The sequence below is a fragment of the Lonepinella koalarum genome, from assembly GCF_004565475.1.
Taxonomy (GTDB): Bacteria; Pseudomonadota; Gammaproteobacteria; order Enterobacterales; family Pasteurellaceae; genus Lonepinella; species Lonepinella koalarum.
Map to the genome: position 1 here is coordinate 56,481 of NZ_SRHX01000005.1, position 26,028 is coordinate 82,508.

At 39.6% G+C, this 26,028-nt stretch carries 27 protein-coding genes; 16 read left to right on the forward strand and 11 right to left on the reverse strand.

The genetic code is table 11. From position 1 onward, the window contains the following. The first annotated feature begins 145 nt into the window (after nt 1–145). From hemA to argG, 5 genes are all read left to right on the forward strand, one after another. Entirely contained in the window at nt 146–1,465 is a 1,320-nt protein-coding gene (gene hemA, locus E0709_RS07535; protein ID WP_132302257.1) for a glutamyl-tRNA reductase, read from the forward strand. A gap of 108 nt (nt 1,466–1,573) precedes the next feature. Then, nucleotides 1,574–2,437 carry a phosphoribosylaminoimidazolesuccinocarboxamide synthase gene (locus tag E0709_RS07540; protein ID WP_132302258.1) on the forward strand — a complete coding sequence of 288 codons (864 nt, stop codon included), beginning with the start codon at nt 1,574–1,576 and terminating at the stop codon, nt 2,435–2,437. A gap of 19 nt (nt 2,438–2,456) precedes the next feature. Then, nucleotides 2,457–3,254, forward strand: a complete 798-nt coding sequence (locus E0709_RS07545) for a Rossmann-fold NAD(P)-binding domain-containing protein (RefSeq protein WP_132302259.1) — start codon at nt 2,457–2,459, stop codon at nt 3,252–3,254. Nucleotides 3,255–3,376: 122 nt separating this feature from the next. Beyond that, a complete protein-coding gene (locus E0709_RS07550; RefSeq protein ID WP_425339224.1) occupies nt 3,377–3,532 on the forward strand; it encodes a glycine zipper 2TM domain-containing protein in 156 nt (51 codons plus the stop codon). Nucleotides 3,533–3,668: 136 nt separating this feature from the next. Beyond that, nucleotides 3,669–5,003: an argininosuccinate synthase gene (gene argG / locus E0709_RS07555; protein WP_132302261.1), complete on the forward strand. Its 1,335-nt coding sequence runs from the start codon at nt 3,669–3,671 to the stop codon at nt 5,001–5,003. A 164-nt stretch (nt 5,004–5,167) separates the two neighbouring features. Here the strand turns inward: argG and E0709_RS07560 are convergent, their stop codons facing one another. Continuing rightward, nucleotides 5,168–5,512, reverse strand: coding sequence for a DUF496 family protein (locus E0709_RS07560; protein WP_132302262.1), 345 nt, complete (start codon nt 5,510–5,512; stop codon nt 5,168–5,170). A gap of 199 nt (nt 5,513–5,711) precedes the next feature. On the opposite strand from E0709_RS07560, the gene serC reads away from it, so the two are divergent. From serC to recR, 5 genes are all read left to right on the forward strand, one after another. Continuing rightward, on the forward strand, nt 5,712–6,794 hold the full coding sequence (serC, locus tag E0709_RS07565; protein ID WP_132302263.1) for a 3-phosphoserine/phosphohydroxythreonine transaminase: 1,083 nt from the start codon (nt 5,712–5,714) through the stop codon (nt 6,792–6,794). Between the two features lie 93 nt (nt 6,795–6,887). Further along, nucleotides 6,888–7,994 (forward strand): histidinol-phosphate transaminase, encoded by a 1,107-nt coding sequence (gene hisC / locus E0709_RS07570; RefSeq protein WP_132302264.1) that lies wholly within the window; start codon nt 6,888–6,890, stop codon nt 7,992–7,994. 109 nt (nt 7,995–8,103) lie between these two features. Then, nucleotides 8,104–9,423 (forward strand): 3-phosphoshikimate 1-carboxyvinyltransferase, encoded by a 1,320-nt coding sequence (gene aroA / locus E0709_RS07575; protein WP_132302265.1) that lies wholly within the window; start codon nt 8,104–8,106, stop codon nt 9,421–9,423. An 82-nt stretch (nt 9,424–9,505) separates the two neighbouring features. Next, nucleotides 9,506–9,835 carry a YbaB/EbfC family nucleoid-associated protein gene (locus E0709_RS07580; RefSeq protein WP_132302266.1) on the forward strand — a complete coding sequence of 110 codons (330 nt, stop codon included), beginning with the start codon at nt 9,506–9,508 and terminating at the stop codon, nt 9,833–9,835. Nucleotides 9,836–9,913: 78 nt separating this feature from the next. Further along, a complete protein-coding gene (gene recR, locus E0709_RS07585) occupies nt 9,914–10,513 on the forward strand; it encodes a recombination mediator RecR (protein WP_132302267.1) in 600 nt (199 codons plus the stop codon). A gap of 22 nt (nt 10,514–10,535) precedes the next feature. On the opposite strand, the gene E0709_RS07590 is transcribed toward recR, so the two are convergent. The 5 genes from E0709_RS07590 to clpB all read right to left on the reverse strand — a co-directional run bounded on the left by E0709_RS07590 (nt 10,536) and on the right by clpB (nt 15,961). Then, nucleotides 10,536–11,150 carry a DUF1919 domain-containing protein gene (locus E0709_RS07590; protein ID WP_132302268.1) on the reverse strand — a complete coding sequence of 205 codons (615 nt, stop codon included), beginning with the start codon at nt 11,148–11,150 and terminating at the stop codon, nt 10,536–10,538. Between the two features lie 107 nt (nt 11,151–11,257). Continuing rightward, nucleotides 11,258–12,043 (reverse strand): energy transducer TonB family protein, encoded by a 786-nt coding sequence (locus tag E0709_RS07595; protein ID WP_132302269.1) that lies wholly within the window; start codon nt 12,041–12,043, stop codon nt 11,258–11,260. Nucleotide 12,044: 1 nt separating this feature from the next. Continuing rightward, nucleotides 12,045–12,431, reverse strand: a complete 387-nt coding sequence (gene exbD / locus E0709_RS07600; RefSeq protein WP_132302270.1) for a TonB system transport protein ExbD — start codon at nt 12,429–12,431, stop codon at nt 12,045–12,047. Between the two features lie 18 nt (nt 12,432–12,449). After that, the gene (exbB, locus tag E0709_RS07605; RefSeq protein ID WP_132302271.1) at nt 12,450–12,905 is read right to left on the reverse strand and encodes a TonB-system energizer ExbB; all 456 of its coding nucleotides are present in this window, start codon (nt 12,903–12,905) and stop codon (nt 12,450–12,452) included. Between the two features lie 485 nt (nt 12,906–13,390). Continuing rightward, nucleotides 13,391–15,961: an ATP-dependent chaperone ClpB gene (clpB, locus tag E0709_RS07610; protein WP_132302272.1), complete on the reverse strand. Its 2,571-nt coding sequence runs from the start codon at nt 15,959–15,961 to the stop codon at nt 13,391–13,393. Nucleotides 15,962–16,200: 239 nt separating this feature from the next. On the opposite strand from clpB, the gene E0709_RS07615 reads away from it, so the two are divergent. The 6 genes from E0709_RS07615 to E0709_RS07640 all read left to right on the forward strand — a co-directional run bounded on the left by E0709_RS07615 (nt 16,201) and on the right by E0709_RS07640 (nt 22,346). After that, nucleotides 16,201–17,394 (forward strand): ornithine--oxo-acid transaminase, encoded by a 1,194-nt coding sequence (locus E0709_RS07615; RefSeq protein WP_132302273.1) that lies wholly within the window; start codon nt 16,201–16,203, stop codon nt 17,392–17,394. 59 nt (nt 17,395–17,453) lie between these two features. Beyond that, the gene (gene nhaC / locus E0709_RS07620) at nt 17,454–18,884 is read left to right on the forward strand and encodes a Na+/H+ antiporter NhaC (protein WP_132302274.1); all 1,431 of its coding nucleotides are present in this window, start codon (nt 17,454–17,456) and stop codon (nt 18,882–18,884) included. A gap of 292 nt (nt 18,885–19,176) precedes the next feature. Further along, nucleotides 19,177–20,001: a diaminopimelate epimerase gene (gene dapF / locus E0709_RS07625; RefSeq protein WP_132302275.1), complete on the forward strand. Its 825-nt coding sequence runs from the start codon at nt 19,177–19,179 to the stop codon at nt 19,999–20,001. A 28-nt stretch (nt 20,002–20,029) separates the two neighbouring features. After that, entirely contained in the window at nt 20,030–20,725 is a 696-nt protein-coding gene (locus E0709_RS07630) for a DUF484 family protein (RefSeq protein ID WP_132302276.1), read from the forward strand. A 12-nt stretch (nt 20,726–20,737) separates the two neighbouring features. After that, nucleotides 20,738–21,622: a tyrosine recombinase XerC gene (xerC, locus tag E0709_RS07635; protein WP_132302277.1), complete on the forward strand. Its 885-nt coding sequence runs from the start codon at nt 20,738–20,740 to the stop codon at nt 21,620–21,622. A gap of 10 nt (nt 21,623–21,632) precedes the next feature. Further along, nucleotides 21,633–22,346: an HAD-IA family hydrolase gene (locus E0709_RS07640; RefSeq protein ID WP_132302278.1), complete on the forward strand. Its 714-nt coding sequence runs from the start codon at nt 21,633–21,635 to the stop codon at nt 22,344–22,346. Here the strand turns inward: E0709_RS07640 and E0709_RS07645 are convergent. The 5 genes from E0709_RS07645 to artP all read right to left on the reverse strand — a co-directional run bounded on the left by E0709_RS07645 (nt 22,335) and on the right by artP (nt 25,853). Next, nucleotides 22,335–22,760, reverse strand: a complete 426-nt coding sequence (locus E0709_RS07645; RefSeq protein ID WP_132302279.1) for an EamA family transporter — start codon at nt 22,758–22,760, stop codon at nt 22,335–22,337. The genes E0709_RS07640 and E0709_RS07645 overlap by 12 nt on opposite strands. A gap of 263 nt (nt 22,761–23,023) precedes the next feature. Beyond that, nucleotides 23,024–23,707, reverse strand: a complete 684-nt coding sequence (gene artM / locus E0709_RS07650; RefSeq protein WP_132302280.1) for an arginine ABC transporter permease ArtM — start codon at nt 23,705–23,707, stop codon at nt 23,024–23,026. Continuing rightward, nucleotides 23,707–24,378, reverse strand: a complete 672-nt coding sequence (gene artQ / locus E0709_RS07655; protein WP_132302281.1) for an arginine ABC transporter permease ArtQ — start codon at nt 24,376–24,378, stop codon at nt 23,707–23,709. The genes artM and artQ overlap by 1 nt, the downstream gene beginning before the upstream one ends. Further along, entirely contained in the window at nt 24,378–25,094 is a 717-nt protein-coding gene (locus E0709_RS07660) for a transporter substrate-binding domain-containing protein (RefSeq protein ID WP_132302282.1), read from the reverse strand. Before E0709_RS07660 ends, artQ begins: the two co-directional genes overlap by 1 nt. 30 nt (nt 25,095–25,124) lie before the next feature. Further along, a complete protein-coding gene (artP, locus tag E0709_RS07665; RefSeq protein ID WP_132302283.1) occupies nt 25,125–25,853 on the reverse strand; it encodes an arginine ABC transporter ATP-binding protein ArtP in 729 nt (242 codons plus the stop codon). Between the last annotated feature and the right edge of the window lie 175 nt (nt 25,854–26,028).

Sequence of the window (26,028 nt, forward strand, 5' to 3'; positions counted from 1 at the left end):
AGCATTTAATTAGATTTTTATTTGAAATAAAAACAATTGTTGTATATTTTATGTTTTTTTCCGTTAAAATACATTCTATTATAAGGTATAACTGGTTGAATTTAGAGGGTTATACCACTTTTTAGGTATTAATTAATATTTTTATATGACAATTTTGGTTCTAGGCATTAATCATAAAACCGCAACGGTGGGATTGCGTGAGAAAGTAGCGTTTTCGCCAGAGAAATGCCAGCTTGCTTTGCAACAAATTCAGTGCTTAGAATTGGCTCAAAGTGCGGTGATTTTATCTACTTGTAATCGAACTGAAATTTATCTACATAATAAAAATCTTTCGCCGACTGAAACCAAGGAAACACAAGATTTTCTTGATCAGATAGTGGCTTGGTTTGCTCAAATTCACCAAATTGATTTAATCGAATTAAAAGCCTGTTTGTATCTGCATCAAGATAAAAATGCGGTGAAACATTTGATGTCGGTGGCTTGTGGATTGGACTCCTTGATTTTAGGTGAACCGCAAATTTTAGGACAAGTGAAACAAGCCTATCAATTAACGGAAGAATATTATCAATCACAAGCAGATTATGCTTTAACCAGCGAAATTTCTCGTTTGTTCCAAAAAACATTTTCCGTGGCAAAACGGGTAAGAAGTGAAACGAATATTGGTGAACATGCAGTATCGGTGGCTTATGCAGCTTGTAGTTTGGCTCGGCAGATTTTTGAACATCTAAAATCTTTAACCGTGTTGTTAGTCGGTGCAGGTGAAACCATTGAATTGGTTAGTCGTCATTTGCTACGCCACGGCGTGAAAAAAATCATTATTTCTAACCGCACTTTATCTCGTGCAGAAGCCTTGCTTAGTCGTTTGGATCAGGGGAATCAGATTCAAGTGATTCCGCTGGATCAATTACAAGATGGCTTAAATCAAGCGGATATTGTGATTTCTTCTACGGCGGCAGAACAGATTTTAATTACTCAGCAAATGGTTAAAATTGCACAAAAACAACGCCGCAATGCACCGATGTTAGTAGTAGATATTGCTGTTCCGCGAGATGTGGAAGAAAGTGTAGGAGAGATGGATAGCGTTTATCATTATAGTGTGGACGACTTGCAGAATATTATTCAGCACAATATGGATCAACGTGAAAAAGCGGCCGATCAGGCAAACCAGATTATTGAACAAGAATGTTGCTACTTTTTTGAATGGCTGAAAGTGCATCAGTTTTCTAATTTAATTCGTCATTATCGTGAAAATGCGGAACAAACTCGACAAGATTTATTAGAAAAAGCCTTAACGGCTTTGCAACAGGGCGAGAATGCTGAGCAAATAATACAAGAGTTGAGTTATAAATTGATGAATAAACTCATTCATCCTCCCACCCAAGCGATGTCAACCATGGTGAAGACCGGTAATTCGAAAGGATTACGGAGTTTTTCACAAGCCTTAGGTGTAGAAAGAGAAGAATAAAAATTCTGAATAAAATGCAAACGATTGCTTTTTTTGCGGGGAAAGTGCGGTATAATTCAATATAGTTTTTATTTCACACGTTATTCTTCACAATAAAAGGGCAATACAATGGCAGAGTTAAGCCTAAAAAAAATCTATTCTGGTAAAGTACGAGATCTATATGAAATTGACGATAAACGTATGCTAATGGTTGCGACCGACCGTTTATCAGCATTTGATGTCATTCTTGATGATCCTATTCCGCGTAAGGGTGAAATCTTAACCCAAATCTCAAATTTTTGGTTTAAAAAATTGGCACATATTATGCCAAATCATTTTACAGGTGATACGGTATATGATGTGTTGCCAAAAGTTGAAGCCGATTTAGTTAAAGATCGTGCAGTGGTATGTAAACGCTTAACGCCGATTAAGATTGAAAGTATTGTACGCGGTTATTTAACAGGATCGGGGTTAAAAGATTATAAACAAACAGGCACCATTTGCGGTTTGCAGTTGCCAGAAGGATTGGTGGAAGCTAGTAAATTGCCTGAACCGATTTTTACGCCGTCCAGTAAAGAAGACGTCGGTGATCACGATATTAATATTAGCTATGTGGAATGTGAGCGTCAGATCGGAGCGGAATTAGCAGCAAAAGTGCGTGATGCAGCGATTTCGTTATATAAAGAAGCGGCCGCTTATGCGTTGACTAAGGGCATTATTATTTGTGATACCAAATTTGAATTTGGTTTAGATGAGAATGGCACTTTAACTTTGATGGATGAAGTGTTAACCCCTGATTCAAGCCGCTTTTGGTCGATTGATACTTACCAAGCTGGGACAAATCCACCATCTTTTGATAAGCAGTTTGTGCGTGATTGGTTGGAACAAAGTGGTTGGAATAAGCAACCACCAGCGCCGAAAGTACCATCGGATGTGATTGAAAAAACGGTAGCGAAATATCAGGAAGCGTTAGATTTATTAACTAAAGAATGAGTGAAATAGTAAAGGAATTATGCGTTCGGTAGCAATTGTTGGATTAGGCTGGTTTGGTTTGCCACTGGCGAGAGATCTACGCAATTTAGGGTGGGAAGTCAAAGGCAGTAAACGCACTCAAGAAGGGGTGGAAGAAATGCGTTTATGGCGGTTAGAAGCCTATCAATTACAACTTGATCCTGAAATTAATGCCGATCCAGATGATTTAATTGCTTTATTGTCGGTGGATAGTTTAGTCGTTAATATTCCACCCAGTGATTATTTTTTTGATGCGGAAAGCTATACACAAGGCATTGAAAATCTGGTAAACGAAGCTTTATTATGCGGCGTAAAACATATCATCTTTATTAGTTCTACATCTGTTTTACCCATGCAAACTGGGCAATTTGATGAAGAGACCCAACCGCCTTTCTCTCCGTTGTATGAAATTGAGCAGATGCTATTTACCTTGCAAGATATTGATGTGGATATTATTCGTTTTGGTGGATTAATCGGGAATGATCGCCATCCTGTTCATTCCATGAGTGGAAGAACTTATCAACAAGGGAATAGTCCAGTTAATCTTGTGCATTTAGAAGATTGTTCAAGAGCGGTGCAAAGTTTATTAGAAACGCAAGGTGGTCATCGCTTGTATCATCTAGTTGCTCCACAACATCCGACGAGAGTGGATTATTATCAAGCAATGGCAGAAAAATTTGCTGAAAAAGCACCGCATTTTGAGTGCTCGGAAGAAGATTTGCAACGAATCATTGTAGCTGATAAGATTTGTCGAGAATTAGATTTTGTTTATCAGTATCCAAATCCTTATACGATGTAGGCAAAATTGAACCTTTTTCGTTTATTGTGGTCTCAGTTTGAAGTTTAGGATATTTAAATTACTAAGGAGTTTTTATGAAAAATATCGTTAAATTAGTTGCTGTATTATTTATTGCGGGGTCGATGACCGCTTGTAGTAATATGTCTCAAACACAAAAGAATACGGCGGTTGGCGCTGCCATTGGTGGCGTTGCCGGTAATGTTATTGGCAACTCAACTGGTGCAACTCTCGGGGGGGCAGCCTTAGGTGGCTTAATTGGTAGCCAAGTGAATAAATAATGATTTAGAAAGATCCGCAGATGCGGATCTTTTTTTATGTGAGAAAGATTTCTTGTCATGATTATTATAGTTGAAAAATCTAATGATTTAATCAATAATAATCAGTCGAATTAAAACCTTAAAAATAGGAACAACCATGTCAAACACAATTTTACAAAATCTTCCCCTTGGTCAAAAAGTGGGTATTGCCTTTTCAGGCGGTTTAGATACTAGTGCTGCTTTATTATGGATGCGTCAAAAAGGTGCCGTACCTTATGCTTATACGGCAAATTTAGGTCAACCAGATGAAGATGATTACAACGCAATTCCCAAAAAGGCTATGGAATATGGGGCAGAGAACGCACGTTTGATTGATTGTCGTAGTCAATTAGCCCATGAAGGGATTGCGGCTATTCAAGCGGGCGCATTTCATGTTTCAACCGGCGGTATTACTTATTTTAACACTACGCCGTTAGGTCGTGCGGTAACTGGAACAATGCTGGTTTCTGCCATGAAAGAAGATGATGTGAACATTTGGGGGGATGGTTCAACCTTTAAGGGGAATGATATTGAACGTTTTTACCGTTATGGTTTGTTAACGAATCCGAATTTAAAAATTTATAAACCTTGGTTAGACGATCAATTTATTCAAGAATTAGGTGGTCGTCACGAGATGTCAGAATTCTTAATCGCTAACGGTTTTAATTACAAAATGTCCGTTGAAAAAGCTTATTCAACGGATTCTAATATGCTTGGCGCAACCCATGAAGCGAAAGATTTAGAATTCTTAAATACAGGCATCAAAATTGTAAAACCCATTATGGGAGTAGCATTTTGGGATGAAAAGGTGGAAGTGAAAGCAGAAACAGTGACTATCCGTTTTGAAGAGGGGGTACCCGTAGCATTAAATGGTACAACTTACCATGATGTTGTGGAACTCTTTTTAGAAGCTAACCGTATCGGTGGTCGCCATGGTTTAGGTATGTCAGATCAAATTGAAAATCGTATTATTGAAGCTAAATCGCGTGGTATTTATGAAGCACCGGGCATGGCATTATTCCATATTGCTTATGAACGTCTAGTAACCGCTATTCACAATGAAGATACCATTGAACAATATCGTATCAACGGTTTACGTTTAGGGCGTTTATTATATCAAGGTCGTTGGTTCGATCCGCAAGCTTTAATGTTGCGTGAAACAGCTCAACGTTGGGTGGCAAAAGCAGTAACCGGCGAAGTTGTGTTAGAATTACGCCGTGGTAATGATTATTCTATTTTAGATACGGTTTCTGTGAATATGACGTATCATCCAGAACGTTTAAGTATGGAAAAAATTGAAAATGCCCCATTTGATCCTGTAGATCGTATCGGTCAATTAACCATGCGCAACTTAGATATTTTGGATACGAGAGATAAATTAAGTATTTATTCAAATACAGGTTTATTGTCTGTCACCAAAGAAGTGGCTTTACCACAATTGAAAGATAAATAAAGGGACGCTGTAGATAATAAATAGCGAGTAAGAGCGATTATAGCTTTTAACTCGCTATTTTATTGATTATGCCCACAATTCCTAAATAGGCTAAACAACGAAATTTCTGCTCCTCAAGTTTTAATCTGAGAAACAGAATTGAATGTTACTTTGTTAACGAAAAATTACTTCTCATCTTTGTTTAACAATGCCGCATGAGCCTTGTTTTTTTCTTTCATCTTCGCTTTGATTTCGCGACGTTGTTTAGACAATTCGGCATTTTTGATCATGTAATCATCAACACGACCTTCATAGTCTTCACGCATATTGTCAATAATGGCACGCACATCTGCAATGCTCATATCATCACGAATATAGTCGTTTAAATTATCCAGTAATAATAAACGTTTTTTATTATCCCGAATTTTACGATCGTTATCGCCAATTTCACGTAATAATTTATTACGTTGACGATATAAACGCACATATTCTAAAACGTCTTGGAAGGATTGTTTATTCACATTTTCCATAATTTTGTACTCGCTATTAAAAAAGATAATCTAATTTATCCTTTTTTGTCAGTTTCGTCAAAGTGTTAATGCAAAAATTGTGGTGCAGATCAACTTTTTATTAGGATTCGTTGAAAAATTCATTGCTTATCTGCCTTTGTGGTGGTAAAACATAACAACTATGCAACATCAAAAGCAATATTAAAGACAGGAAGTATCCATGACACAAATATTCAATTTTAGTGCTGGTCCGGCAATGATTCCGACCGCAGTATTAGAACAAGCACAAGCCGAATTATTAAACTGGCAAGAACAAGGCACATCGGTGATGGAAATTAGTCACCGAGGTAAATATTTTATGGACATGATTACTCAATGCGAAAAAGATCTACGCCAATTATTTCATATTCCAGACAATTATAAAGTCTTATTTTTACAAGGCGGAGCAAGGGGGCAATTTGCCGCTGTACCGATGAATTTAGCCAATAATAAGGGAAAAGCCCTTTATTTAGTGAATGGACATTGGTCATCGGTAGCCGCTAAAGAAGCAGCCAGTTTTACTCAAGTGGATGAAATAAATATCTTAAATTCTGACCGTATGTTACGAGTAGATCGCTTGGATTTTAGTGATATTGCTGAACAATATGATTATGTGCATTATTGCACCAATGAAACCATTAGTGGGGTAGAAATTTTTGATGTACCCAATGTGGGGAATGCGGTGTTAGTGGCGGATATGTCATCTGATATTTTGTCTCGTCACATTGACATTAGCAAATTTGGCGTGATTTATGCGGGAGCACAAAAAAATATGGGACCGTCAGGCATTACCTTGGTGATTGTGCGTGACGATTTAATTGGCAATGCTCGTCAAGAAACGCCATCTATTTGGAATTATGCCGTACAGGCTAAATCTGATTCAATGATTAACACACCGCCAACCTTTGCGTGGTATCTTTGTGGTTTGGTGTTTAAGCACTTATTAACCCACGGCGGTTTGGAGGCAGCGGAACAGCGTAATCGTGCCAAGGCAGAATTATTGTATAACTATTTGAATAGCAATACGTTCTATCATAATTATGTAGCGGAAGAAAATCGTTCTATCATGAATGTGACCTTTACCACAGACAATCATGAGTTGAATGCAAAATTTGTAGCAGAAGCCACCAAAGCGGGGTTACAAGCCTTAAAAGGGCATAAAGTATTGGGTGGCATGCGTGCCTCTATTTACAATGCGATGCCAATTGAAGGGGTGCAAGCCTTGATTGCCTTTATGCAAAAATTTGCACAAGAAAATGCTTAATTTAACATTTAACCTGATGCTTAATTTTTTATGAATCACAGGGGCGAACATTCGCCCTGACAATTTAATTAACCTAAACCGCGGTCAATTTTTATGAAATTTTTACCTTTAGCCAATCAAGGGGTACAATCCCTGTCGCCTTATCAAGCTGGCAAGCCGATAGAAGAACTGGAACGAGAACTGGGAATTTCCAATATTATTAAACTGGCGTCTAATGAAAATCCCTTTGGTTTGCCAGAAAGTGCTAAGCAAGCGATTATCAATCAACTTGATGAACTCACGCGTTATCCAGATAGTAATGGTTTTGCCTTAAAACAAAGCATTGCAGAAAAATTTACGGTTCAGCCTGAACAAATTACCCTTGCCAATGGCTCAAATGATTTTATTGAATTAGTGGCACATACTTTTGCCAGTGAACAAGATGAGATTATTTATTCCCAATATGCTTTTATTGTGTATCCTTTGATTACCAAAGCCATTAATGCTGTCGCCCGTGAAATTCCAGCCAAAAACTGGGGGCATGATTTAGACGGTTTTTTAGCTGCGATAAATGAGAAAACCAAATTAATTTATATTGCTAACCCGAATAATCCTACTGGAAATTTTTTAACTGAAAGTGAAATCGACGACTTTTTACGTCAAGTGCCTGAACGCATTATTGTAGTGCTGGATGAAGCCTATACTGAGTTTACGGCGGAAAAAGAACGGGTTGATTCTTTTGGATTACTGAAAAAATATCCCAATTTAGTAATTTCTCGCACGTTATCAAAAGCCTATGGTTTAGCTGGTTTACGCATTGGCTATGCCGTATCTAACCCTGAAATAGCCGATCTTGTTAACCGTGTACGCCAGCCGTTTAATGTGAATAGTCTCGCACAAGCGGCAGCGATTGCCGTGTTAAAAGATGATGCTTTTGTGCAAAAAGTAGCGGAAAATAACCGTACGGAAATGCAACGTTATGAAACTTTTTGTCAACAGCACGGTTTGGATTATATTCCGTCTAAAGGTAATTTTATTACTATTGATTTCAAACAGCCTGCGGTATCCATTTATCAAGCCTTATTGCATGAGGGGGTGATTGTTCGTCCAATCGCAGGCTACGGTATGCCAAATCATTTACGCGTGAGCGTGGGATTGCCTGAAGAAAATCAACGATTTTTCACCGCAGTTGAGAAAGTGTTACAAATTACCCCGTATTAACGTACGGGGTTAAGCATGGTTACGCCACGCTGTGGCTAAAATGAAATAAAAAGATGCGGAGCATCGTTACTTTACTTAACCTTGTACGCCAGTACAGGGAGGAAACAAAATGGAAAAAATTACCCTAAACCCAATTTCTCATATTGAAGGCACGATTAATTTACCCGGTTCCAAAAGCTTATCTAACCGTGCTTTATTATTATCTGCACTGGCTAACGGCACTACTAAGGTCACAAATTTACTTGATAGTGACGATGTACGTTATATGTTAAAGGCACTCAAACAACTTGGCGTGAATTATACCTTATCAGAAGATAAATCTATCTGTGAAGTGCAAGGCTTAGGGGGCACATTTCAATGGCAAAGTGGGCTAGCGTTGTTTTTAGGCAATGCTGGAACGGCAATGCGACCGCTTACTGCGGCACTTTGTTTAGCCAATCCAAATGCCACACCAAGTGAGATTGTCCTCACTGGCGAACCACGCATGAAAGAACGCCCAATTAAGCATTTAGTAGAGGCATTATTGCAAGCTGGTGCAGAAATACAATATCTGGAACAAGACGGTTATCCACCGTTAGCCATTCGTAATACGGGTTTAAAAGGTGGAAAAGTTAACATTGACGGTTCGGTTTCTTCGCAATTTTTAACTGCACTGTTAATGGCAGCACCGTTAGCATCTGATGATATGGAAATTGAAATTATCGGCGATTTAGTCTCTAAACCTTATATTGATATTACCTTAAATATGATGCAGATTTTCGGTGTAAATGTGGAAAATCAACAATATCAACGTTTTATTGTGAAAGGCAATCAACAATATCAATCCCCCCAACATTTTTTGGTGGAGGGTGATGCTTCTTCTGCGTCTTATTTTTTAGCGGCTGGGGCAATTAAGGGCAACGTAAAAGTCACTGGTGTGGGTAAAAATAGCATTCAAGGCGATCGTTTATTTGCAGATGTGTTGCAAAAAATGGGGGCAAAAATTACTTGGGGCGATGATTTTATTCAAGCGGAGCAAGGTGATTTAGTCGGTATTGATATGGATATGAATCATATTCCAGATGCTGCTATGACCATTGCGACTACTGCACTTTTTGCCAAGGGTGAAACCTGTATTCGCAATATTTATAATTGGCGAGTAAAGGAAACTGATCGGCTTATGGCAATGGCAACGGAATTGCGTAAAGTGGGGGCTAGCGTGGAAGAGGGAGACGATTTTATTCGTATTCAAGCATTGGGATTAGATCAATTTAAGCATGCTGAAATTGAAACCTACAACGATCACCGCATGGCAATGTGTTTTGCGTTGATTGCGCTGTCCAATACGGAAGTCACCATTTTAGATCCGCAGTGTACCGCCAAAACATTTCCTACCTTTTTTGATGAATTTTTGGCAATGGCGACGGTAAGTGCACCGCAAGCAAAATAGGTTAATTGCTCGCATTCTCTTGTAGAATGCTGTTTGATCAGATAAAATACGCCCACTTTTTACCAATTTAAGGAAGACAATAATGTTTGGCAAAGGCGGAATTGGCGGCTTGATGAAACAAGCGCAACAAATGCAAGAACGTATGCAGAAAATGCAGGAAGAAGTGGCTCAGCTTGAAGTGACTGGCGAATCTGGTGCGGGTTTAGTTAAAATTACGGTGAATGGTGCACATAACTGTCGCCGTATTGAAATTGATCCAACATTAATGGAAGATGATAAAGAAATGTTGGAAGATTTAATTGCTGCCGCTTTCAATGATGCGATTCGTCGTGCAGAAGAGTTGCAAAAAGAGAAAATGGCTGGATTAACCGCAGGCATGAACTTACCAGCAGGTTTTAAAATGCCATTCTAAGTAAAAAATTACGATTTTTCCACCGCACTTTTAACGAGATTTATCAAAGGAAGTGCGGTGTATTTTTAAGGAATTTTTATGCAAAGTAGTCCTCTGTTAGAAAATCTGGTGGAACATTTACGGTGTTTGCCGGGAGTAGGACCAAAATCTGCCCAGCGAATGGCATACCATTTATTGCAACGTGATCGGAGCGGAGGCATGAATTTAGCGCGAGCCTTAACAGAAGCTATGTCAAAAATCGGGCATTGTTCCTATTGCCGTACATTCACGGAGGAAGAAATTTGTAATATTTGTGATAATCCACGTCGTCAGCAGTCGGGTTTGCTTTGTGTGGTGGAAATGCCGGCGGATATTCAAGCTATTGAACAAACCGGGCAATTCTCCGGACGATATTTTGTGTTAATGGGACATTTATCTCCCTTGGACGGCATTGGACCACGAGAAATCGGGTTAGATTTGCTCCAACAACGTTTACAATCAGAACAATTTAATGAAGTGATCTTAGCGACGAATCCTACCATTGAGGGGGATGCTACCGCCAATTATATTGCCGAAATTTGTCAACAACAAGGGATTAAAGCGAGCCGGATTGCACATGGTATTCCCGTTGGTGGTGAGCTTGAGATGGTGGATGGCACCACGTTAACCCACTCTTTTTTGGGACGGCGAGAATTGTAGAAAAAGTGCATGGTTATCCACTTTATTGTTGATTAAACCACGCTACGTAATCAAATTGATCGTAATATTTTTTCCCGCATAATCCCTCATAGTCAAATAGATCCCCCACTTGCTCTTGTTGTTCAAAGCCTTTGATATAAAAGGAAGAACTGAATTCAGGGTAAGGTTTATGAGTAAAAACAACTTTATTGACAAACGGCAGAGCATCAAACTGCTGTAAATGCTGATAAGTACAACCATCACGATCCGTCATGATAATAAACAGATTATCCCAATTTATTCGTTGCGAACGCGCTTGCCATTTTTGTTTGGCTTGTTGTTCCGTCGCATAGTGCATAAAATGAATGGTGATGTCCTCTAATTTGCCTATGGGATAATTTTTTTCGCTATAAATAAAGGTTAATTCTGCCTGCTGATAGTATTCAATATTACGTAAATAACGAATAAAATCCTCCGCTTCTAGATAAAGATTGACGAACGGTGAATGAAATGGCTGATTAAGATCATGTAATATTAAGGCACCATTACAATTGCTGGCGATAACTGAAAAATTACTCTTTTTTAACCGCGCTTGATTGATTTTGTTAATATGCGGGCGGAAAAGTTTATTAATAGCATTTTGTATTTTCTTTAACATGAGTAGCGACCATCAGATAACGGCATTGAGTAAGTATATTATCATATTTGAAAAAACAAAAAAGCTGAATTCAGCAGTATTGAATTCAGCTTTTTAGTATCACAATACTATTGAATTTTAAATTGTACCGGTACACTTACTGAACTTCCCATTCCAGCGGGGCGTGGACCAATGGATCTCGCACTTTGCACTGCTTGTAATGCTGAATTATCTAAGTCTTCGGAACCAGAAGATCTAGCAACTCTCGCACCACTAATTGAACCATCTGCGCCAAGATTAAAAGCAATTACTACCACCCCTTGTTTTCGCATCATTTTCGCTCGTTGCGAATATTTTTTATGGCGTTCAATTTCACGTCTTAAGGCACTTTGATAAGCGCTAATTTCGGATGTATTTGAGCCAGTACCTGCTAAATTAGGGTTATTTGTTGTCGCATTGTTTGAAATAGCCGTTGCTTGTGAGTTAACTAACCCATTGCCTTCCATCACTCTATCTGCTTTTACTGCATTTGGGTTTGGTTTTGCAATTACCTTGTTAACGGGCTCTTGTCGCTTCTCTTTAGGTTTTTCTTTAGGTTTCTCTTTTTTCTTCTCCGGTTCTTTTGGTTTTTCCGGTTCTTTTGGTTTTTCTGGTTCAGGTTTTATCGTTGGATCTGCTACAATTTCTATTTTTTCTGGTTCTGGTTCTTTTGCTGGTTCGATCTCTGGCTCAGGTTCAGGTTCAGATTCTTCAATAGTTGTTGCCATCATCATTTGCATAGAGATGTTGGTATCTAACACGCCCAGTTGACCATTTGCTGTATCCTGATTAATCGCAAGAGATAACAAGCCACCAACTAAGCCACCGTGAAACACCAATGAACCTAAAAAGCCCAATAATGAATCTTTTTTCATTTTACTTGCCTTTGTCTTTCATGGTGACAATGGCAACATTTGTAATCTGATTTTTAGCCATTAAATCGGTAATAGAAACAAAATTTTGAAATGTCGCATTTGAATCTACTTTCAACGTGACTTTTTGGGTTTTATCCCAACTTTCAATTTCTTTTTCTAATGCTTCCTGTGTAATGGGTTTGTCATTAAAAAAGATCTCACCCTGTTCTGTTACGGTCAGTAATTTCGCTAAATCATCGGATTTAAAGGCTACCGTTTGTGAGGCTTTCGGCACATTCACCTGAATTTTGCCTTGTGAAATAAAAGATGCCGTAATCAATACTATGGCTAACAGCACGAGCATAATATCAATAAACGGAATAATGTTAATTTCATCAAATTTTTTCATTTCAACATTACTCCATGATTATTTTTCAAGATGTTTTGAGCTATTTAATGCTTTCCATTTCAAACGATTAACTTCTACTTTACGACCTAATGCACTGTAAAAAACCATAGCTGGAATAGCAACTAAAATACCGATTGCGGTAGCTTTTAAGGCTAAAGAAAGGTGTAACATAATGGAAGATGCATCAATATCTCCACCGGCATTGCCTAATTCATAGAATGTTAATAGGATCCCGATAACAGTACCGAGCAAGCCAATATAAGGCGCATTTGCTCCAATAGTTGAGATAATGGTTAAATGGCGGTTAAGATCAATGTCAAGAGCATGAATATTGTTATAACTTGTGACTTTAATTTTACTCAGGAAAATATAACGTTCAATAACAAACCAAACCATAATAAAACTCATTAAACCGAGTAGTCCGATAATGATGTAATCACTGTAATTTTTTAAAAAATCAAATAATGCCGGCATAGCCACTTTCCTTTGTCTAAATAATTAAGAACTAATTGATAACTAATTTCAATTAAGATATGGATTGTAGCAAATTCGCATGATGAGATAAAGAATATTTTTATTTCCAAGAAAATAGCCGGACGTCGAGAACTAAAAATAACAAACCCCTAGACATATAGACAGGGGTTTGTGTATAATTCCTCTCGTGCTATCGGCGACCTGAGCAACGTGTTGCTTCACCGTAGCACGTTGCCTAGTCGTCTTAGTCCTATGGCACTAAGGAGGTGATTTATGTGAAAGTATCAGAAATTATTGCTCTGATAATACTAGCGATCCTGCTAGTAGGGGCAATCAGTTTAAGAACATTAGCCGTGTTTGATTTACTGATTGCAATTTTCAATAATATAGCCTAACGGCTAGGAAGTAGGCAGACTCGCTACCTGCCTACGACCTTTTTCTATTATAAGTCATTCATTGCAAATTTCAAGCCCATGATTGTCCTTTTATTGCACAGCCACCACTTTCCTATCCATATAATCCACCGTAATCACCTGATCAGGCAACAATTTACCCGATAAGATTTGTTGTGCCAATGGATTTTCAATTTCTTGTTGAATCGCCCGTTTCAATGGTCTTGCCCCGTAAATTGGGTCGTAACCCACTTCACCGATGAAATCTAACAACGCATCACTAAATTGTAATTGATAGCCGTGGAAACTCATCCGTTTCGCTAAGCGTGCTAATTGAATTTGCGCAATGGCTTTAATGTTTTCTCTGGCAAGAGGGTGGAACACCACGGTTTCATCAATACGGTTGATAAATTCAGGGCGGAAGTGCGTTCCCACCACGGACATCACGATTTCTTTTATGCTGTCATAGCTTAAATCCTGATTGGATTGAATCAGATCCGAGCCTAAATTAGAGGTCATAATCACCACGGTATTGCGAAAATCCACCGTGCGACCTTGTCCGTCCGTTAACCGTCCATCGTCCAACACTTGCAATAAAATGTTAAACACATCGTGGTGGGCTTTTTCCACTTCGTCTAATAAAATGACGGAATATGGACGGCGGCGAACGGCTTCGGTTAAATAGCCACCCTCTTCATAGCCCACATAGCCTGGAGGTGCGCCAACCAAACGAGATACGCTATGTTTTTCCATAAACTCGGACATATCGATCCGCACCATGGCATCTTCATCATCAAATAAGAAGTTCGCCAAGGTTTTGCAAAGCTCAGTTTTGCCCACCCCAGTTGGACCTAGGAACAAGAATGAGCCAATCGGACGATTTGGATCAGAAAGCCCAGCCCGACTACGGCGAATGGCATTGGCAACGGCTTCCACGGCTTCACCTTGCCCGATCACCCGTTTATGCAATTCATCTTCCATTCGTAATAATTTTTCTTTTTCCCCCTCCATCATGCGAGAAACAGGAATCCCGGTGGCACGAGAAAGCACTTCAGCAATTTCTTCGTCTGTGACCCGATTACGCAACAAGGTCATTTCTTTGCCTTCGGATAATTCCGCCCCTTTCAATTGCTTTTCAAGGCTTGGGATCACGCCATATTGCAATTCGGACATTTTATTTAAATCGCCTGCTCGTCTGGCTTGCTCCATTTGGGTGCGAGCATTTTCAAGTTCGGCTTTAATATGTTGCGTGCCAGAAAGGGCGGCTTTTTCGCTTTTCCAGACTTCTTCCAGCTCTGCATATTCCCGTTCTTTTTCGGCAAGTTCGGCTTCCAACGTCGCTAAGCGTTTACGGCTGGCTTCGTCTTCTTCTTTTTTCAATGCCTGTTGCTCCAATTTTAATTGGATAATACGGCGATCGAGTCTGTCCAATGGTTGCGGTTTAGAATCAATTTCCATCCGAATGGAACTGGCTGCTTCATCAATTAAATCAATGGCTTTGTCAGGCAACTGACGGTCCGAAATATAACGGTGCGAAAGCGTTGCTGCCGCCACAATGGCAGGGTCAGTAATCTGTACGTGGTGATGCAACTCATAACGCTCTTTAAGACCACGCAAAATGGCAATGGTGTCTTCCACCGTTGGTTCGTCCACAAACACTTTTTGGAAACGGCGTTCCAAGGCAGCATCTTTTTCAATATATTGACGATATTCGTCCAACGTCGTCGCCCCTACGCAATGCAATTCGCCCCGAGCCAAAGACGGTTTCAACAAATTGCCTGCGTCCATCGCCCCGTCTGTTTTGCCAGCCCCAACCATGGTATGAATTTCATCAATAAATAAAATCACTCGCCCTTCTTCGGCAGCCAACTCTTTCAACACCGCTTTTAAACGCTCTTCAAATTCACCGCGGTATTTCGCCCCTGCGATCAACGCCCCCATATCAAGGGAAAGCACCCGTTTGTTTTTCAACCCTTCAGGCACTTCACCGTTGACAATGCGTTGTGCCAAGCCTTCCACAATGGCAGTTTTACCCACCCCAGGTTCACCAATTAACACAGGGTTGTTTTTGGTACGGCGTTGCAACACCTGAATGGCACGGCGAATTTCTTCATCACGCCCAATCACAGGATCGAGCTTGCCTGCTTCCGCCCGTTCGGTTAAATCAATGGTGTATTTTTGCAATGCCTGACGGCTTTCTTCCGCATTTTGATCATTCACATTCTGCCCCCCACGCACGGTTTGAATGGCCTGTTGCAAACTCTCTTTTTTTGCACCGCACTTGCGTAAAATCTCACTCAATACCCCTTTATCTTCAATAGCCGCCAACAAGAAAATCTCCGATGAAATAAATTTATCTTGTTGCCGTTGTGCAATTTTGTCGCAAAGATTCAGAATATTCACAAGCTGGCGAGAAATCTGCACATCGCCACCATTACCCGACACCTGCGGTAACTTATTGAGTTCATTATTTAATTCATTGCGTAATAAACTCAAATTCACCCCAGATGCGGTTAAAATTGGGGCAATAGAACCGTCTTGCTGATTTAACAGTGCGGTCAATAAATGTACAGGTTCAATAAACTGATTATCTTTGCCTAACGCCAAAGATTGCGCTTCGGCGAGAGCTTGTTGGAATTTAGTGGTAAATTTTTCAATATTCATAATATTTTCCTTAAAAATAGGTAGTTGTTACTGTCATTACTCTATATGATCTCTTTTTAAGCGATTTCAAGGATTATGTTAAATTAAATTTCACTGGTAAGATGAAAAAAGAAAATGTAAAAAAAATTTTAAAAAAATGATAAAAAAATGAGATCTAGATCACAAAAACAATATTTTCTAGGTGTTTTTTATAATTTAAAAGCATATTATAATTTTTTTATTGAAAACAAGAGGATATTATGACAAAGCTATCAACACAAATTATTGATCAAACTGAACAATATGGTGCAACCAATTATCTTCCGCTTCCGATTGTGATCAGCAAAGCAAAAGATATTTGGGTGTATGATCCCGAGGGCAATCGTTACCTTGATATGCTAAGTGCCTATTCCGCCGTTAACCAAGGACATTGCCATCCTAAAATTATTAAAGCACTGACTGAACAAGCGGCGAAAGTTACCTTAACTTCTCGTGCTTTTCATAATGATCAATTGGGTGTATGGTATGAAAAAATCTGCAAGCTCTGCAATAAATCCATGGCATTACCAATGAATACGGGGGCAGAAGCCGTAGAAACGGCGGTTAAAGCGGCTCGTCGTTGGGGTTATGATGTGAAAGGTGTGACAGATAATCAAGCAGAAATTATTGCTTGTGTGGGAAATTTTCATGGACGTACCATGACTGCCGTATCACTTTCTTCTGAGAAAAGTTATCAGCGAGGCTTCGGTCCATTGCTAGGCGGTATCAAGCTGATTCCTTATGGTGATCTTGAAGCATTAAAACAGGCGATTACACCGAATACTGTGGGCTTTTTAGTTGAACCTATTCAAGGGGAAGCAGGGATTGTCGTGCCACCACAAGGCTTTTTAAAACAGGCTGTTACACTCTGCCAACAACACAACATACTGTTTATTGCGGATGAAATTCAAGCTGGTTTTGGACGCACAGGGAGACTATTTGCTTGTGATTGGGAAGATGTGGTGCCTGATATGTATATTCTAGGTAAAGCCTTGGGTGGAGGTGTATTTCCAATTTCTTGCGTGGTGGCTAATCGTGATATTTTAGGTGTTTTCACACCGGGATCTCATGGATCAACTTTTGGTGGCAATCCTCTAGCTTGTGCGGTTTCAATTGCTGCATTAGATGTATTGCAACAAGAAAACTTAATTGAACGCTCACAGCAATTAGGCGAGTATTTCTTAGCGGGATTGCAAAAAATTAATCACCCAAGAATTAAACAAGTGCGTGGTCGGGGACTCTTTATTGGCGTGGAACTCCATGAAGCGGCACGACCTTATTGTGAACAATTGAAAGAAAAAGGTTTACTTTGCAAAGAAACCCATGATACTGTCATCCGTTTTGCACCACCATTGACCATTAGCCAGCAAGACTTGGATTGGGCTCTGAGCCGTATCCGCGAAGTCCTCGGTTAAATTCATAAAAAACGTGGATAGTCTCCCTATCCACTCCCTTACCTTTAAGGAGATAAATTATGTCAAGCGAAACCAAAATCACCGAACCCGAAATTTCCATTCCTTTTCTTTACGCGCTGCTCCCTATGTTTGTGATGATTGGTACTATGGCGATTGCCATTATCCAGTTCGAAGCATCCCCGCATGTTCCCTTGATTATTGGTGCTGCCACTGCTGCACTGGTGGCAATGCGTTTTGGCTATAGCTGGAAAAGCATTGAACAAGGTATTTATCGTGGTATTACCATGGCACTCCCTGCCATTGTGATCATTATTATGATTGGCCTAACTATAGGTGCATGGCTAGGGGGAGGCATAGTGGCAACCATGATTTATTATGGATTGAAACTGATCTCACCATCCCTTTTCCTATTCACTATCTGTATTATTTGTGCCATTGTCACGCTATCTATTGGTAGTTCTTGGTCAACTATGGGAACTATTGGAGTGGCTGCCATGGGGATCGGTTACAGCATTGGCATTCCTGCGCCAATGGTAGCCGGTGCAGTGATTTCAGGGGCGTATTTTGGTGATAAAATGTCACCCTTATCTGATACTACTAATCTTGCTGCTGGGATAACTGACACGCCACTATTTGAGCATATTCGCAATATGAGCGTGACCACCATTCCCAGTTTTGTGATTGCCCTTTGCGTATATTTTTATTTAGGTTTGCAATTTAATTATGATAACGTGGATCTTAATAAAATTACTGAAATTCTTGACGCGATGGATCGTAATTTTGTGATTTCTCCTTGGTTATTGTTAGTGCCAATTATCGTGGTAGTGATGGTTTCTCGCAAAGTACCCGCACTCCCAGCCTTAGCGGTGGGGATTTTATTGGGCTGGCTTTGTCATATTTTTGTGCAAGGTGGCGAAGTGAGTGTAGCGGTGAATACCTTGCATGATGGCTATAAAATCGAAAGTGGTCATGAAGTCATTGATACCCTGTTTAATCGAGGAGGCATTGAAGCCATGATGTACACCATTTCCTTAACGCTAGTAGCAATGAGTTTTGGTGGTATTGCGGAAAAAACAGGGATATTACGCGCTATTGTAGAAAAAATTCTTAGCTTTGCTAAATCTGCCTCCAGCCTCATTATTTGTACCATTACTTCTGCCATCATGACTAACGTCACTACATCGGAACAATATATTTCCATTTTATTACCCGGACGTATGTATGTGAAAGCCTTTAAGGATCGTGGCTTGGCATCAAAAAATTTGTCACGTGCCCTAGAAGATGGAGGAACGGTTACATCCGTTTTAGTACCTTGGAATACCTGTGGGGTTTATGCCTTTTCCATGTTACAAGTAAGCGCCTTTGAATATGCTCCTTATGCGATTATGAACTGGACAATCCCAATTATTGCCACTATGCTTGCCTTATTCAATATTCGGATTGAGCGCTTACCCGTAGAAACAGTAGAAACAAAAGAACATACGGCTTAATTGAACCCTTAAACATTCACCAAAACTGCGGTGAAAATAATTGATTTTGATCTGTATCCTAGAAATTGAATGAATAACCAATTAATTGGGATACAGATTTTTTATGCGCTCCATTTGGACAACATCCATATTGCGTGAATAGTGAATATATGGAGAACAACACTTAAAAAATAAATCCCGATTCTGATCAGTTTTTCAGAGCATTAGCGAAGAAAAAATAAGATAGATTTACTCAACACCCTTTGCCGATTATAATGCTTAACAACATAAATGAATTTTAAGGATGAAAACAATGCAGTTTTCTAAAATGCACGGCTTGGGTAATGATTTTGTAGTAGTGGATGCGGTAACGCAAAATGTGTATTTCCCAGCAGAACTCATCAAAAAACTTGCCGATCGCCATCGTGGTATCGGTTTTGATCAGTTGTTAATCGTTGAACCGCCTTACGATCCTGAATTAGATTTTCATTATCGTATTTTTAATGCAGATGGGAGCGAAGTCGCCCAATGTGGCAATGGGGCGAGATGTTTTGCTCGTTTTGTGCTACTGAAAGGTTTAACCAACAAGAAAGATATTGCCGTCAGTACTGCGAAAGGCAATATGATGTTATCCGTGTTAGATAATGATGATGTGCGAGTTAATATGGGGGAGCCTGTTTGGCAACCCAATAAAATTCCGTTTATTGCCAATAAATTTGAGAAAAACTATATTTTACGCACTGAAATTCAAACTGTATTTGCTGGAGCGGTATCAATGGGGAATCCCCATTGTGTCGTGCAAGTAGATGATATTGTCACTGCCAATGTGGAGCAACTCGGTCCATTGTTAGAAAGTCATGAACGCTTTCCTGAACGTGTTAATGCGAGCTTTATGCAAGTGATCAATCGCAATCATATTAAATTGCGGGTGTATGAACGGGGTGCAGGCGAAACACAAGCCTGTGGTAGTGGGGCTTGTGCAGCGGTGGCAGTGGGGATTATGCAAGGATTGTTAGATAGTCAAGTACAGGTAGATTTACCGGGTGGCAGTTTGCAAATTGAATGGCAAGGTGAGGGGCATCCGCTATATATGACGGGATCGGCGACACATATTTATGATGGTGTGATTAAACTTTAAGGCACACTTTTCGAGGAAAATGGGAAAAATGAACGAAAATGACATTGAACAACAAGTGGTAAAATTTCTGCAAAAGACACCGCACTTTTTTGCTCAACATTTAGATTTATTAGACAATCTCGTTATTCCCCACGCACAAAAAGGTTCGCTTTCATTAGTGGAAATGCAGTTAGAACGCCAACGTGAACAGATTAAAATTTTGCAAGCAGAACTCTCCCTATTTCAACAACTGGCTCATCAAGAACAAGATATTTTCTTCGCCTTAATGCCGTTACAGAAAAAATTAGCCAGTGCGGAAAACCTTGAGCAAGGGGTGGACGTGTTAAATCAATGGGCGAAGAAATTTGATTTACAGCAGGTTAAACTGTTGTTATTTCGCGATAAATGGCAAGGTGAACAAATTGGCGATAAGAATTGGTTAGATCGCAAAGGCTTTGAATTGATTCGCCTTGAACGTTTTGGCTTACGCCGTTTTTATTTGGGCGAATTGAGTAATCGAGAAAAATCCTTACTGTTTTTGTTAGATGAATTGCCAGTAGGATCAGTGGCTTGCTGTTTGCTTGGGATTAAACCTAATCAGCATCAAGCTAATGGTATTTTGCTGTTTTCTGCTCGTGATACGCAACATTTTTACAATGGACAAGACACCGCCTTTCTTTCCCATTTAGTGGATATTGTGGAATTGCATTTACACCGTTGGCTATTGCCCTGCGAAAAACAATAGCGAGAAAGCATAATGGAACAATGGCTACAAAAATACTACGATTTCTTACGTATTGAACGTCAACTGAGCCCGCATACTTTGGAAAATTACCAACGGCAACTAACTGCCGTGTTGACGTTGCTCAATGAACAAGGTATTCAAACGTGGCAACAAGTCACCCCAAGCGTAGTGCGATTTGTGTTAGCCAGTAGCAAAAAAGCAGGCTTACACGAAAAAAGTTTAGCTCTCCGTTTGTCTGCTTTGCGGCAATTTTTAAGTTATTTAGTGGTGCAAGGGGAATTAAAGGTCAATCCAGCGATAGGCATTTCCGCCCCGAAACAAGGCAAGCATTTGCCAAAAAATATTGACAATGAACAAGTGGCTAAACTGTTGAATAATAACAGTAAAGAGCCGATTGATGTGCGAGATCGCGCCATGTTGGAATTAATGTATAGTTCAGGCTTACGCTTGTCGGAATTACAAGGCTTAAATTTAACCAGCCTCAATTTACGCACTCGAGAAGTACGAGTATTGGGGAAAGGTAATAAAGAGCGGATTTTACCTTTTGGTCGCCACGCTTTAACGGCGATCCGAGATTGGCTGAAAGTGCGGTTATTATTTAATCCGAAAGATGATGCTTTATTTGTCAGTTCCCTTGGCAATCGAATGTCGCACCGTTCCATTCAAAAACGGATGGAAATTTGGGGTATTCGTCAGGGCTTAAATGCTCACCTCAATCCGCACAAACTCCGCCATTCTTTTGCCACTCATATGTTAGAAGCAAGCAGCGATTTGCGAGCCGTGCAAGAGTTATTAGGGCATAGTAATCTGGCAACAACGCAAATTTATACTCATTTAGATTTTAAACATTTGACGGATGTTTATGATCAGGCACATCCGCGAGCGAAAAGAAAATAGGAAAAACACAATGAAATTCTACCGCACTTTTACCCCTTTCAGCGTTATCAGCTTTGATCTTGATGATACGCTTTATGACAATACGGAAATAATCAAGCTAGCAATGCAAGAATTTATTGCCTTATTGCGAGAAAAAAGCCAGATCGCCGAATTAGATGACAAAATGTGGGGGATTTACCGTAATCAAGTTTTTCAGCAAGATCCTATTGGTTGCGAGGATGTCACCCAATGGCGAATCAATACAATCCAAGTATTACTACAAGAGCAAGGCAAAACTGCGGTGGAAATTGAGCGAATTTCACAAAATTGTATTGACCATTTTCTGCATTGGCGACATCAAATCAACATACCACAACAAAGCATTGATGTGCTTAATCAGCTCAAACAACACTTTCGTTTGGTTGCCATCACCAACGGCAATGTGGAACCTGAACGTATTGGACTGGAACAATTTGATCTAGTTTTAACTGGTGGCGTACAAGGTCGAGCCAAGCCGGAAGCTGATTTATTTCACCAAACTGCCCGATATTTTGGCATAAAATCTAGCGAAATTTTGCACGTTGGCGATCACTTAGTGGCAGATGTGCAAGGGGCAATTCAAGCGGGGTGCCAAGCGGTTTGGTTAAATCTATCAGGCAAAGGCATTGGTCAATTTAGTGAGGCAAGATTATTGCCTAGTGTGGAAATGGCTGACTTAACTGAGCTACTTTTACTACAGGGCTAACACTAATACACCAGATAAAATCAAAATTGATCCTATTAATAGTTTTAAGCTAAAAGGTTCGCCAAGTACCACAATCCCTAAAATAATCGCAATCACCACGCTTAATTTATCAATCGGAGCAACCCAAGATGCGGGGGCAAGTTGTAAAGCTCGGTAATAACAGAGCCACGACAAACCCGTAGCAACCCCCGAAAGCACTAAGAATGTGAAAGGACGAGCAGCGATATGTTGTGGCAGTTGCCATTCGTTACGCATAGTAATAATGCCAGCTACAACAAAGAAAATGACGATAGTGCGGATGAATGTCGCAAGATTGCTATTCATGCCTTCTACCCCAAGTTTACCAAAAATAGCTGTCAATCCTGCGAAAAAAGCAGAACCGATAGCGAACCAAAGCCAATTTGTTTGGAACATTTTTTCTTCCTTTTATCCAATATGTCCCCGTCTTTGCCGCCTGAAAATCCATAAATTTTTAGGAAAATGGCATCTGTTTGAGCGTAGCGAGTTCAGCCATTTTCCGTTAAAAAAATTTATGGATTTTCAGGAAACAAGGCAAAATCGGGGCGTGTTTCTTTTTGCTTACTTTTGCTTTGCACGAGCAAAGAAAAAGTAAGTCGCCATCGGCGAAATCCGATCTTAATAAACACAAAAAGCGTGACAAAAACAAGAAAAAATAATTAGGCTTTCGTCACTTCCAATCGTTCAAACCGCAAAACATACCGTTCTAAACGACGTAATAATAACGTAGCTACCCCTGTAATCACAAGATAAATCAAGCCAGCCAAACCATAGATCGTAATGGCATCGTATTCCGTACCATAAAGTTGTTTCGCATATCCCATAATATCCATTAAAGTAATTGTGGAGGCAAGGGAAGTTCCTTTAAACACTAAAATAATTTCATTGGTATAAGAGGGTAATGCACGTTTTAGTCCATAAGGCACTAAAATTTTTAGCGTTTGCCAACGGCTTAAACCTAATGCCGCACAACTTTCCCATTGACCTTTTGGAATTGCTTTCATCGCTCCATGAAACAACTGAGTAGAGTAGGCAGCACTGTTTAAAGCTAAGGTTAACATAGCACAGAACCACGCATCTGACAATAATAGCCAACATGGACTATTTACGATCCATTGAAATTGCCCTGGACCTGCATAAATCAGAAAGAATTGTACCAATAATGGCGTACCGGTGAATAAAACTAAGTAAAAATTCACCGCACTTTTAACGAGTTTATTGTCCAACGAAAGCAAAAAGGTGAGTAATACCGCTAATACAAATGCAATGGTTAAAGATACGGCGGTTAACATCAAACTGGTTGGAATGCCTTGTGCAATAACCGATAAATAATCTTGCCACATTATCTCACCCCACGTTCAAATTTAGTGAAACGAATTTCAAGTTTACGAATAAATACTTGACTAATCAAGGTGATACAAAGATAAATAAATGCTGCCAAGGCATACCAAGTAAAAGGTTGGTGCGTTCGGGTATTAATCAATTCCGCTTGTCGCATTAAATCACTGACCCCAATTAAGGAAATTAACGCGGTATCTTTTAATAACACTAACCATTGGTTGCTTAATCCCGGTAAAGCGTGTCGCCATACTTGGGGTAACACGAGCCGAATAAAGGTATAAGGACGGCTTAAACCAAGTGCCGCACCACTTTCCCATTGCCCTACTGGAATCGCTTGAATTGCCCCGCGCAAGGATTGAGATGCGTATGCGGCAAAAATAAGAGAGAGGGCTAACACGCCACAACTAAAGGCACTAAATTCCACATATTCGCCAGTCATTTTTTCCACTAATTCGGTTGAACCGAAATAAATCAGCAACACGACAATAATTTCGGGCAAACCACGTAATAAACTGACAAAAATAGAGGTTGGATTACGCACACAAGCCAGTTTATTCATCTCAAGTGCGGTGAAAATTAGTGAAAAAAATAAGCCTACGATTAGCGAACAAACCGCTAACCCTAAGGTCATTAAGGTAGCGGAATACATCAAAGGGAGATAATCGAAAAACATTATTTCGCGGTCATCCATTTATCATAGATTTTTTGATATTCGCCACTCGCTTTCACTGCTGCTAATCCTTTATTTAATTCATCAACTAATGCTTTATTGTTTAAGTTAACAGCAATGCCTAAACCATTACCAAAGTAACTAGGATTTTCTACTTTCTCACCAGAGAATGTCAAACCTTCATTATTGTTAACCATATCTAACAATACGGGCATATCGCCGAAAATGGCATCAATGCGACCGTTTTTAATATCAAGCACGGCTTCTTGCAAGGATGCATAAGGTTTTGGTGTATATTGAGTTTCTTTCACTACATAGCTTTGGAAAGTTGAGCCATTTTGCACGCCAACGGTTTTAATGCTGTTAAAATCGGTACCTTTTTTAGCGATAAAAGTCGCAGCACTGTCGAAATAAGAATCGGTAAACAACACCTGTTTAGCACGAGCTTCGGTGATGTCGATGCTGGAAATAGCCGCATCAAAACGTTTTTGTTTTAAGCCTTGAATTAATGAATCAAAAGCTTGATTTTGGAAAGAGCAGTTAGCTTGAATTTCTTTACAAATTGCATTGGCAATGTCCACATCAAGACCAATAATCTCACCTTTCTCATTGGTCATTTCGAACGGTGGATAACTTGCTTCCATCGCAAAGCTAATATCTTTCCCTTGAGCAGTCAATGCTGTACCGACTAAAAGTGCTGTTAAGAGTAATTTTTTCATAATATGATGTCCTTGTTATTAATATAAGAGTTAGTGAGAGAGATAGTGTTTAAACTGTTCAGTTTGTGGATTTTCAAAACAACTGGCATCACCCATTTCTACAATATGCCCTCGTTCCATATACACTACTTTGGTTGCCACTTTGCGAGCGACATTGACTTCGTGGGTGACAATCACTTGGGTAATGCCAGTTTGTTGTAATTCCTGAATAATTGATACAATTTGCGCTGTAATTTCAGGATCTAAAGCAGCGGTTGGTTCGTCAAATAACAATACTTGTGGTTTCATCATCAACGCCCGAGCAATCGCCACACGTTGTTGCTGACCGCCTGAAAGCTGCAAGGGAAAACGCTCAGCGTGTTCTTCCAAACGTAAACGAGAAAGCAATTCCATTGCTTGTTGTTTAGCTTCGACTTGCGTTAAGCCTAAAATTTTCATTGGTGCTTCAATTAAATTTTCTAATACCGTAAAGTGTGGCCATAAGTTATATTGTTGAAATACCATGCCGACATTTTTGCGTAATTGTAAAATTTGTTTTGGATCGCTTTTTTGGGATAAATCAAATTGATTGTTAGCAATATTTAATCGCCCAGAAGTTGGGACTTCTAATAAATTTAAGGTTCGAATTAACGTACTTTTGCCAGCACCACTAGGACCGAGTAATACAACCGTATCACCGTCTTCTGCACTAAGATTAATATCAAACAATGCTTGACTTGAACCGTAAAAGAAATTGAGATGTTGAACACTAATCGTCATTGGTGGATGTTCTCTTTACTTGTGAATTGAAAATATATTACTTATATTTGCATAAGTATGCAATGTGAAATGTTAAATTTGAATAAAAATTTATTTGTTGGGTTTCGCCCAACGGGCGACTTACTTTTTCTTTGCTCGTGCAAAGCAAAAGTAAGCAAAAAGAAAGCACGCCCCG